This is a genomic window from Flavobacterium sp. B330r, from assembly GCF_056824325.1.
Map to the genome: position 1 here is coordinate 2295339 of NZ_CP124860.1, position 11792 is coordinate 2307130.

10 protein-coding genes are annotated in these 11792 nt (G+C 32.8%); 8 read left to right on the forward strand and 2 right to left on the reverse strand.

Translation table 11 applies throughout. The features are described from left to right. The first annotated feature begins 65 nt into the window (after positions 1–65). From QLQ95_RS10425 to QLQ95_RS10455, 7 genes are all read left to right on the forward strand, one after another. A complete protein-coding gene (locus tag QLQ95_RS10425; RefSeq protein ID WP_482503724.1) occupies positions 66–800 on the forward strand; it encodes a type III pantothenate kinase in 735 nt (244 codons plus the stop codon). Beyond that, positions 793–2022 carry a BamG family beta-barrel-assembly machinery protein gene (gene bamG, locus QLQ95_RS10430; protein ID WP_482503726.1) on the forward strand — a complete coding sequence of 410 codons (1230 nt, stop codon included), beginning with the start codon at positions 793–795 and terminating at the stop codon, positions 2020–2022. Before QLQ95_RS10425 ends, bamG begins: the two co-directional genes overlap by 8 nt. 51 nt (positions 2023–2073) lie before the next feature. Next, positions 2074–2631 carry an LPS export ABC transporter periplasmic protein LptC gene (gene lptC / locus QLQ95_RS10435; RefSeq protein ID WP_482503727.1) on the forward strand — a complete coding sequence of 186 codons (558 nt, stop codon included), beginning with the start codon at positions 2074–2076 and terminating at the stop codon, positions 2629–2631. 4 nt (positions 2632–2635) lie between these two features. Then, positions 2636–2830, forward strand: coding sequence for a hypothetical protein (locus tag QLQ95_RS10440; RefSeq protein ID WP_095928142.1), 195 nt, complete (start codon positions 2636–2638; stop codon positions 2828–2830). 2 nt (positions 2831–2832) lie between these two features. After that, positions 2833–4089, forward strand: a complete 1257-nt coding sequence (locus tag QLQ95_RS10445) for a hemolysin family protein (RefSeq protein WP_320493446.1) — start codon at positions 2833–2835, stop codon at positions 4087–4089. A gap of 107 nt (positions 4090–4196) precedes the next feature. Next, on the forward strand, positions 4197–6296 hold the full coding sequence (locus QLQ95_RS10450) for a peptidylprolyl isomerase (protein WP_482503729.1): 2100 nt from the start codon (positions 4197–4199) through the stop codon (positions 6294–6296). A 347-nt stretch (positions 6297–6643) separates the two neighbouring features. Then, positions 6644–7087: a hypothetical protein gene (locus QLQ95_RS10455; RefSeq protein WP_095928139.1), complete on the forward strand. Its 444-nt coding sequence runs from the start codon at positions 6644–6646 to the stop codon at positions 7085–7087. Between the two features lie 22 nt (positions 7088–7109). Here QLQ95_RS10455 and QLQ95_RS10460 read toward each other — a convergent pair whose 3' ends face one another. Then, a complete protein-coding gene (locus QLQ95_RS10460) occupies positions 7110–8018 on the reverse strand; it encodes a GYDIA family GHMP kinase (RefSeq protein WP_320493444.1) in 909 nt (302 codons plus the stop codon). A gap of 102 nt (positions 8019–8120) precedes the next feature. Beyond that, complete coding sequence (locus QLQ95_RS10465) at positions 8121–9434, reverse strand: hydroxymethylglutaryl-CoA reductase, degradative (RefSeq protein WP_482504059.1); 1314 nt, start codon at positions 9432–9434, stop codon at positions 8121–8123. A 180-nt stretch (positions 9435–9614) separates the two neighbouring features. Here QLQ95_RS10465 and QLQ95_RS10470 point away from each other — a divergent pair, with 180 nt between their 5' ends. Further along, positions 9615–11786 carry a S9 family peptidase gene (locus QLQ95_RS10470; protein ID WP_482503731.1) on the forward strand — a complete coding sequence of 724 codons (2172 nt, stop codon included), beginning with the start codon at positions 9615–9617 and terminating at the stop codon, positions 11784–11786. Positions 11787–11792: the final 6 nt, after the last annotated feature.

An 11792-nucleotide genomic window follows, 5' to 3' on the forward strand; every position in this document is an offset into this window, starting at 1 on the left:
TGGTTTGTGCAAAACATTTTTTAGAAAAAATCTATTCGTATCTTCGCAAAAGCAAAAATGGAAATATGATTTTAACGATCGATGTTGGCAATACCAGAATTAAAGCGTCTGTATTTGAGGATAATACTTCTCTAGAAAATTTTGTTTTTGATAAAAATGAAATCGAAAAAAAAATTGAAAAAATTTTAGAAAAATATCCAAAATGCTCCGATTTGGTTGTTGCTTCGGTAGGAAATATCGAAAAACAGTCCTTTTTGATTTTTGAAAACAGACTAAAAGTTCACTTTTTTACCCACGAAGATGTTTTTCCTTTTCAAAATAAGTATGCAACTCCAAAAACTTTAGGAATAGATCGAATGATTTTGGCTGCAGGAGCAACACTTCAATTTCCAAAACAAAACCGTTTGGTTATCGATGCCGGAACTTGCATAACCTACGATTTCATCGACGAAAATGATAATTATTTAGGAGGAGCCATTTCTCCAGGGCTTCGTTTAAGATATGAATCGCTGCATAATTTTACGGCCAGACTGCCGTTACTAACCTTAGAAGAGCCCGACTCTTATATAGGAAACTCAACGGCACAGGCTATACATTCTGGTGTTGTCAACGGTTTCGTCTATGAGATTGACGGTTTTATCGATGAATATCGGAAAGAGTTTTCAAATTTTATCATAATTTTAACGGGAGGCGATGCAGATTTTTTGGCTAAACGATTAAAAAATACCATATTTGCCAATTCAAATTTCCTTCTGGAGAGTTTGAGCCAAACATATCAATATAAAATCGACAATGATTAAAAAAGTAATACTAAGCGCTTGTTTGCTTATATCGTTCGTTTCATTCGCTCAACAAGGTACTGCTTCACCTTATTCTTTTTTCGGAATAGGAGATGTGAGATTCAAGGGAACACTTGAAAACAGATCTATGGCAGGAGTTGCAGTAGAGCAAGATACGATTCACTTAAATATAGAAAACCCGGCAAGTTATGCCAGCTTAATTCAGACAACTTTTACAGTTGGAGGAACATTTGCTACTTCTAATTTAAAGACGACTTCTCAATCAGAAAAAGCACAAAGAACTACTTTTGATTATTTAGCATTAGGTATTCCGATGGGAAAATTTGGTGCTTCATTTGGTTTGATTCCTGTAAGTTCAGTAGGATACAAAATACGTAATGACAATTCAGCTACAGAAGGCGCATTAAATTCTCAGCTTGATGGAAAAGGTGGTGTGAATAAAGTATATTTTGGTTTATCATATAAAATCATGAAAAACTGGAATATTGGAGCAGATGCACAATATAATTTCGGAAAAATTACAACTACAACTATTGAAGGTATTACTGGAGTTGAAAGCGGAACGGCAGAAGTGAATACGTCTGAACTTTCAGGTATGGCATTTAGTTTCGGTACAATGTATCAGAAAAAAATCGATAAAAAAACGAGCATTTTTTCTAGTTTAAGCTATACTTTCGCTAGCAATCTGAATTCAGATAACAAAAGAGTTATTTCGGTTCAAGGAGATTCTGACCCGTATATTTCTCCAACAGAAACAACAAAATTAAAACTTCCGAACAAATTGAGCGTTGGTTTTGGTATTGGTGAATCTAGAAAATGGCTTGTGGGAGCTAACATGACTTTTCAAGGAGACGGACAGCTAGCAAATTATTATAATGAGGCAAGTAATGTAAGATATGAGAGCTATTCTAAATATGCTCTTGGTGGATATTACCTTCCAAATTATACTTCTTTTACTAGTTATTTGAGCAGAATTACCTATAGAGCTGGTTTGAAATATGAAAAAATCGGTCTTATTGTAAATAATGAATCTATTAAAGATATCGGAATGAGTTTAGGAGCTGGAGTTCCTATTCCAGGATCTTTTTCAAATCTAAATTTCGGAATTGAATTTGGTAAACGTGGTACAACGGCATCAGATTTAGTGCAAGAGAATTATGTTAATTTTAGTGTGAGTTTCTCTTTCAACGACAAATGGTTTGTGAAGAGCAAATTCCAATAAACAAAATATTTTATCTTTTAGAAGCTCATTACAATTTACTACATTTGGCAAATGAATTTACCAAAAAGATATAGTCTATTAGTTGTCACAGTTATTGCTGTGACAATGTTTTTTGGATGCGAAAGTAATTTTAAAGAAGTTCAGAAAATTAACTTCTCAGAATTTGTTCCTGCCAGTGATGCTGATACTGTAAATATTAAATACACAGATTCTGGACGCATTACAGGGGTTTTGATCAGTCCGAAAATGCTAGATTATTCCAATCTTGATTTTCCTTTTACAGAATTCCCTAAAGGAATCGATGTTACTTTATATGATAAAAAGCAAAAACGTACCTTTATTAGAGGTAATTATGCGGTTTCCTATAAAAACACGGGAATTATTGATTTGATCGGTAAAGTAAAGATTACTTCTGAAGAAGGACAGGTTTTAGAAACAGAACAATTGTATTTCGATCAGAAAAACGAGTGGTTTTATACAGAACGAAAGTTCAAATTGACTGATAAAAAAGGGGTTTCCTATGGTCAGGGAATAGATTTTAGTAAAGATTTTAAAGTGATTAATTCGCAGCGAATAAGCGGTGAAATAGAATCAGACGAAGAAATATAATATTATGGGTTATTTAAAATATACACAATACGTTTACATCCTTTTTGCGGTTTTCTTTACTTATGATGGTATTGTAAAACTGAATGAAGGTGATGAAAGTTATCCTTTCTATTTTGTAATTGCAGGGATGGCTGTTTTTATGTTTTTCTTTAGGAGAAGATTTCTTAATAGGCATAATGATCGAAACAAAAAACAATAAAAATGGAAATTAGTATTATAGTAATCTGTTTAATACTAGCTGCCTTTTTTTCTGGGATGGAAATCGCTTTTACATCCGCCAATAAAATTTATCTCGAAATAGAAAAGAAACAAGACGATTTCTTGTCTCGAATCTTAACAAAATTAACCGAAAATCCTTCTAAGTTTATCGCTGCCATGCTTATAGGCAACAATGTAGCTTTGGTGATTTACGGTTTTTTTATGGGCGATCTAATTTTAGATTGGATGGCCTATTTTGGTTTAGTTTTTTCTGATTGGTGGAATATCCTTATTCAGACACTTCTAGCTACATTTGTAGTGCTGTTGACTTCAGAATTTTTCCCGAAGGTATTTTTCCAAATTTATGCCAATTCTTTAATTAAGATTTTGGCACTTCCGGCTTATTTATTTTACCGATTGTTTTATTATATCTCGACTTTCTTTATTTGGATTGCAGATTTTGTGTTGAGTAAATTTTTTAAAACAGAAGGAAGCCAAATTCATTTATTTAGTCGAATTGAGCTAGGAAATTACATAACAGAGCAAATGAGCACGGTTGAAGAAGATGAAGAGGTAGATTCTGAAATTCAGATTTTTCAAAATGCATTAGAATTTTCCGGAGTAAAGGCACGAGATATTATGACGCCTCGAACAGAAATTGTCGACATAGATTTGTTTGATACTGTAGACGATCTTAGAGCCTTATTTATCGAAACAGGATATTCTAAAATTATCATAAGCCAGAATTCATTAGATGATATTGTAGGTTATGTTCATTCCTTCGATTTGTTTAAAAAACCAGCTACAATAAAATCGGTTCTAATGACCGTTGAATTTGTTCCAGAAACCATTTTAATTAAAGATGTTCTGAATTTATTGATCAAAAAGCGAAAAAATGTTGCAGTAGTTTTAGATGAATATGGAGGGACTTCAGGAATTATCACAATTGAAGATATTGTAGAAGAGCTTTTTGGGGAAATTGAAGACGAGCACGATTTAGATGAAGAATTGATCGAAGAGCAAATTGGAGAAGGCAAGTATTTGTTTTCAACCAGATTAGATGTTGAGTATTTGAATGAGACCTATAAATTAATGATTCCAGAAGAAGATTCTTATGGCACATTAGGAGGTTTTATTGTCAATCATACAAAAGAAATCCCACAAAAAGGAGATAAAATTGTAATAGATAAGTTTCATTTTTATATTGAAGAGGCATCAAATAAGAAAATAGAACTAGTCAAAATGACAATTAAAGACTGATTTTTTAAATTAATGAAAAAAAATGTTGAAAATAAAACGCTAGTTGTATTGTTATTAACTAGATAATTGTATTTTCGCAAACTGAATATAAAATTAACGATAATAAAATGGCAGTTTTAGCAAAAATTAGACAGCGTTCCGCTTTATTGATAGGAGTTATTGCACTTGCATTATTTGCATTTATAATACAAGATCTATTTACAAGAGGAACATTTGGTCAAAGTTCAAAAGATGTAGGAAGCATCGATGGAAAAGATATTTCATTTGAAGACTTTAGAGTTAAAGTTAGTAATGTTGAAAAAAGTGGGCAAGGTATAACTTCCACTGAAGCTGCAAACAGAGTTTGGGATCAAGAAGTTTCAATCGCTTTATTGTCATCTCAATTTGATAAATTAGGATTGAGAGTTGGTGAAAAACACATTTTAGAGGTTTTGAAATCAGATCCAAATATTGGTAAAAACCCAATGTTCTTAAACGCAGCAGGAATTTTTGATGTTGTTAAGTTTAAAGATTATTTTAAAACAAATCCAGAAGCTGCACAATACATCGCTGAGAAAGAGAAAGATGCTGAATTGAACGCTAAGTTTCAAATCTATAATACTTTAATTAAATCAGGACTTTACACAACTGCTAGTGAAGGAAAATTAAAGTACGAAATGGAAGCTAATAAAGTGAGTTTTGCTTATGCAGCAGCTCCTTATTCTTCTATTAAAGATAGTGAAGTAAAAATCTCTGATGATGAGATCGTAGCTTACATGAAGAAAAACGAGAAAAAATTCAAAGCTGATGCAACTCGTGAAATTCAGTACGTTTTAGTTGAAGATAAAGCTTCTAAAGAAGATGAGGCTGAAATTAAAGCTAAATTAACTGCTTTATTATCAGGAAGTGTTGTTTACAATGCAAAAACAGGTAAAAACGATACATTGCCAGGATTTAAAAGCGCAACAAACATTGCTGAATTTGTAAATGCAAATTCTGATGTGCCTTACGATTCTACTTATGTTCCTAAAAATGCATTACCAGCAGTTGATGCTGATAAATTATTTAGCTTACCAGCTGGAGCAATCTACGGACCATACGTTTACGGAAGATACTATGCGATCTCTAAATCTTTAGGGTTTAAAGCGGGTGTTAACGCAAAAGCAAGTCATATCTTAATTGGTTATGAAGGATCTCAAACTCCAAATCCAAAAGAGAAAAGAACTAAAGAAGAAGCTAAAGCTAAAGCGGAAGAAATTTTAGCTCAAGTTCAAGCTAATCCAGATAGTTTTATGATGTTGGCTTTTACAAGTTCTGATGATTCATCTGCACAGCAAGGTGGTGATTTAGGATATTTTGGGCCAAACCAAATGGTAAAAGCTTTCAATGATTTTGTATTCAGCAACGGAATTGGTAAAGTTGGTTTAGTAGAAACTCCTTTCGGATTTCACATTATCAAAGTTACAGACAAACAAGACGGAATTCGTTTAGCTACAATAGCTCAAAAAATCGAGCCTTCTGAAGCTACTTCTGATAAAGTATTTACATTAGCTACTAAATTCGAAATGGATGCTGCTGATAAAGATTTCAACGCTGCAGCGAAAGAATTAGGTTTAAAAGTGGCTCAGCCAGTTAATGCAAAAGCTATGGATGAAGCGTTTGGGCCATTAGGAAACCAACGTAACATTGTAAGATGGGCTTTTGATAAAGAAACTGACAAAGGAGATGTAAAGCGTTTTGAAATCGCAAACATCGGACACGTTATCGCACAATATAAAGGGGAAAACAAATCAGGTTTAGTTTCTGTTGATATGGCAAGACCTTATGTTGAGCCAATCTTGAAAAACAAGAAAAAAGCTGAATTGTTAAAAGCTAAAATGCAAGGTTCTAGCATTGAAGCTATTGCTAAAGCTGCAGGTGTTGCAGTTCAACAAGCTACAGATGTAACTCTAGACAATCCTGTATTGCCAGGTGGAGTTGGACAAGAGCCAAGAGTAGTAGGTAATGCATTTGCATTAACAGCAAACAAAATCTCTGCTCCAATTGAAGGAAATACTGGTGTTTATGTTGTTAAAAACATTAAAACTGTAAAAGCTCCTGCAATTGGTAATCACGCTGCTTATGTAGAGAAAGTAAAAGCTCAAAGTGCTAATGATGCAAGTAGAGTATTACCAGCATTGAAAAACAATGCTAAAATTGAAGATAACAGATTACAATTTAACTACTAGTTTTATTAAGTTAAAAAGGTTAATATATAAAAGCCCAAAACATTTAGTTTTGGGCTTTTTTGTTTTTAGTGACTTTGCTAAAAAAATGGTTTATTGGTAATTAGCGGTTTTAATTTTGTAAATCTAAATAGAGTTTATTTATTTTTCAGAAGTAAATAATTTTACTTTGTATTAATTTTCCTAAAGTATATAGGGATTATCGAAATTTAATTTGAAAAACTTGTGATTTTCAAAATATTACAGTTTATTTGCTCGATTTTTTATTTTAACATATTTTTGGCTTTTGCTGAAAAAAAATAAGAAACAAACCAAAACCAAAAGCAATATCCTTAATAATTAATCATTTAATGTTTTTTACTTTTAATTTTTTTAGAAAGAAGCCGAGAGTATATACCAAAATAGAAAGTCATATTTATGGGATTATTATCGAGCTTTTAAAAGTGGGCAGCACCGACATCAATGTTGATGAATTGGGTGGAAAGTATTATTTGAGTAATGAAGAGCAGCATTTTAAAGTTACTATTTTGAGTAACGACTATGTGATCAGATTGACAAATACACATGATTCTGTTGCCGAAAAATATGATAAAGTTTTTGTAGAAGATGTTTTAAGAGCAGTAAAAGAGGAGAAACATCGCCGAATGGAAGTGGTTTACGATTCTATTACAAACAGCATCGAAAAAATGGCTGAACGCTTGCACAATAGGCTTATAGAGTCTAATGAGCAAGAAAGCAAAGCTGTGCGTCGTTTGGAGACAAAGCACGTTAAAAGCACTAAAAAGGCTAATTAATGTCTTTTTTTCAAAATTGATTTTATAAAATCATTTCTTCATAAGTTAAAATCGTCTCATATCCTTTATTAAAGAAATAGTCTTTCGGATTTTCTTTAGAAACTACCATAACAAAATCGCCGCCCCAAGCTCCTAGACTTTTAATGACACCATTAAAATCAGGAAAAATAGCTTCTTTTATAGTTTGCATTTCTAAGACTTTGCTCAAATGAATTTCATGTTTCTGAACTGCAGAAGCAAAATCTTTTAATGTTTGAGCATGAAGAATCGCATTTGTGATTTTATTGTTTTCTGTAACTCTGTCTGCTAAATGATTGTTTTTGTGATTGTTGTAAGAGAAAATTGCAGATTTGCTATTTTGTTTTTTATTCAAATAAACAAAATAAATGTGCTCCTTAAAGTCTGGGTTAAATTCAACTTGCTGTACAAAATTATCTTTTATTCTGTATAAAACAGGGGTGTTGTTTTGTGCGCACGCAATATCATAACCGCTTCCGCCAAAACTATTATTTAATAGCGTAAAAGCATTAATTTCAGTCCACTGTGCAATATTATTTATAAGAGTCGAGGAGGTTCCTAATCCCCAGTTTTTTGGAAAACTCAAATGCGTGCTTACTTTATAGCCAGTAGCGTTATCAATAAACTTTGGATTTAAAATATAAGCTTCATGCAGTATGTTGACTAAAGTCGATTTTACCGTGTCAATTTGAGAGTTTAAACCTTTTATAACTTCGTCAAATGAAATAGTCTCTTCAAACCATAAGTGTTTGTCGTAATCATAACTTTTCCATTCAATTTGTTTGTCTTCTGAATCTTCAATCACTAAATCCTGACCAAATTTTGTAGGCAACGCAAAAGCATCTGCTCCATCCAAAACCAGATATTCTCCAGCAATAAAAAGTTTTCCGTTACTATAAAAGGTTGTTGACATACTTGTTTTATTATATAAATTCTAAATCTTAAATTTCAAATTCCAAATGTGAAATTCCAAGTAGGAAATTTGGAACTTAAAATATTGGAATTTTTGACTTTTTTATTTTCTTAAGTTTTCAATAAATTCTACCACAGCGCTATGAGAAACAGCTGTTTTTTTGAAGTGTGTTTTAATTAAATGACGCTCTTCATCGGTAGCTTCAAATTGATTGATAATGTTGTTAAGGTGCATTTTCATATGTCCTTCCTGAATTCCAGTGGTGGTTAGCGAGCGCAATGCAGCAAAATTTTGTGCTAAACCTGCAACTGCTACAATTTGCATTAATTCTTGTGCGGATGGTTTCTCTAAAATTTCTAAGCACAATTTTACTAAAGGATGTAAAGAGGTTAAGCCGCCAACTGTGCCAACTGCAAGCGGAATTTCAAGCCAAAAAGTAAAGATTCCGTTTTCGATTTTGGCGTGAGATAAACTTGCGTATTGACCATTTCGAGCTGCATAAGCATGAACGCCAGCTTCTACGGCTCTAAAATCGTTTCCTGTTGCCAGAATTACAGCATCGACACCATTCATGATGCCTTTGTTATGGGTAACTGCTCTAAAAGGTTCAACTTCTGCGATTTGAACGGCTTGAACAAAACGTTCTGCAAATTCTTGAGGATTGGTGATGTGTTTTTCTGCTAATTCTTCGATTGGGCAAGAAACTTCAGCTCTAACAAGGCAGTGCGGCACGTAGTTAGAGAGAATACTCATTATGACCTCTAGGTTTTCACCATTTTTGCACAAGTCAGAATTTTGAGCTTCTTCTTTTAAAGTTGTAGCAAATTGCTCTAAGCAAGAATTGATGAAATTGGCTCCCATGCTGTCTTTTGTTTCAAAAGTAGCATGAAGCTGATAGTAGTTTTCAAGTAAACTTCTTTTGTCTTTTAGTTTAATATCTAAAATTCCTCCACCACGCTGCTGCATATTTTTGGTAATGCTTTGCGTTTCTGAAAAGAATTTTGGTTTTAATTGGTCAAAAAACTGAGTTAGTTTTTCTGCATCTCCGCTATAAGTAAAATGCACCTGACCAATTTTTTCAGTATTGATAATAGTAGCTTTAAATCCGCCTCTTGTAGACCAGTATTTTGCGGCTTTTGAAGCTGCTGCAACTACAGAACTTTCTTCAATTGCCATCGGAATTGTTTTGTATTTTCCGTTAATCAAAAAGTTAGGAGCAACTCCAAGTGGTATATAAAGGTTTGTAATGGTGTTTTCTATAAATTCGTCATGAAGCTGCTGAAGCTTTTCGTCTGAATTCCAGTAATTTCTTATAATATTTTGTGCCTCTTCAGGATTTGAAAAATATTCATTTGCAATCCAGTTAATTTTTTCTTTTTTGGATAATTTAGAAAATCCGGCAACAGCGTTGTTCATTCTCAATGTATTAAATAATATTGTGTGCACAAAGATACTATTTTAAGAGTTTTGATTGCAATCTATTTCAGACATGAAAGTACGCAATCGTTATTTTTTTTAACATTTAACACTTAAAATGTGTATTATGTTTATTTTTTTTACTAAAATTGGGCTCTTTTTATATTTAAAATAATTCTAATGAATACAAGCAAATTTACTGCAGTACTTTTATTCTTAACTGCGGTTGTTTTTGGACAGCAAAAAATAACTGTCGAAAATGTTTTTGGCGGTACTTTCCGGGCAAAAGGAATGGATGAACTACAATCGCTGAAAAATACAAATCAATACACTGTTTTAAATGTGGATCAGGCGAGTAGAAGTATGCAGATTGATTTATACGATTTTGCTACCCTGAAAAAAGTATCGAATCTTATTGATACTAAGAACCATAAAGAACTTGCCGACGGAATTAACAGCTATACTTTTGATGCTTCTGAAAAAAAGATCTTAATTGCTTGTCATTCTTCTAAAATCTTCCGTCACTCTTTTACTGCCGATTACTACCTTTATGATATCGCAGCAAAATCTCTGATCAAACTTGTTGATTTTCAAATTCAAGAGCCAACATTCTCACCTGACGGAACAAAAATCGCTTACGCAAAAGAAAATAACTTATATGTATACGACGTAGCATCAAAAAAATCTACGGCTATTACAACAGACGGAAAGAAAAATGCTATTATAAATGGTATTACGGACTGGGTTTATGAAGAAGAGTTTGCATTTGTTCGCGCTTTCGACTGGAGTAAAGACAGTAAAAAAGTAGCTTATATTCGTTTTGACGAAAGCCAAGTTCCTGAGTTTTCAATGTCAATCTTCCATAAAGATTTATATCCAAAAATTGAGACTTTTAAATATCCTAAAGCTGGAGAAAAAAATTCAGAAGTTTCATTACATATCTATGATGTAGCTGCTGCAGCAACTAAAAAAGTAGATTTAGGAAAATATAATGATTTCTATATTGCAAGAATGCAATGGACAAATGATGCAAATGTACTTTGTGCACAGGTTTTGAACCGTCACCAAGATAATTTAGACTTGTTGTTTGTTGATGGAAACACAGCTGCTGCAAAAGTAGTTTTGAATGAAAAAGATAAAGCATATGTAGATATCAATGATAATTTGACGTTCTTAAAAGATAACAGTTTTATCTGGACAAGCGAAAAAGACGGTTTCAATCATATTTATGTATATGATAAAAACGGAAAACTTAAAAATCAAGTTACAAAAGGAAACTGGGAAGTAGTTTCATACTACGGTTTCGACGAAAAAACAAAAACTATTTTCTACCAATCTACAGAAAATGGTTCTATCAATAGAGATCTTTACAGAATTAGTTTAGATGGAAAAAATAAAGTTCGTTTATCTTCAAAAACTGGAACAAATAAAGCCACATTCAGTCCAAATTTCCAATACTTTATCAATACGTATTCTAGCGCTACACAGCCAACGGTTTATACTTTAAATGATGCAAAAGCTGGAAAAGAAATTCAGGTTATCGAAAATAATCAGGCTCTTGCTGATAAATTGAAAGCGTATGACCTTCCTTCAAAAGAATTTATTGTTCTAAAAACAGCAAAAGGAAATGAATTGAATGCTTGGATTTTAAAACCAAAAGATTTTGATCCTTCAAAAAAATATCCTGTTTTCATGTTCCAATATTCTGGTCCAGGATCTCAGCAGGTAGCAAATCAATGGAATAATTCTAATGATTACTGGTTTCTTTCATTAACGCAGCAAGGTTATATTGTAGCTTGTGTTGACGGAAGAGGTACAGGTTATAAAGGGGCTGATTTCAAAAAAGTGACTCAAAAAGAATTAGGAAAATATGAGGTTGAAGACCAAATAGATGCTGCAAAAGTAATTGGTGCTTATTCTTACGTTGATGCTTCAAGAATTGGAATCTTCGGATGGAGCTACGGTGGTTTTATGGCTTCTAACTGTATTTTCCAAGGAAACGATGTGTTTAAAATGGCAATTGCTGTTGCGCCAGTTACCAACTGGAGATTTTACGACAGCGTTTATACAGAAAGATACATGCAGACTCCACAAGAGAATGCAAGCGGATACGATCAAAACTCTCCAATTAATCATGTTAGTAAATTGAAAGGAAAGTTCTTGTTGATTCATGGTTCTGGAGATGACAATGTTCATGTTCAAAACACGATGCAGATGATGGAAGCTTTAATTCAGGCTAATAAGCAGTTTGATTCTCAAATTTATCCAGATAAAGACCACGGTATTTATGGCGGAAACACTAGAGTTCAGCTTTACGCAAAAATGACCAATTTCATCAAAGAAAATCTATAATTTAAA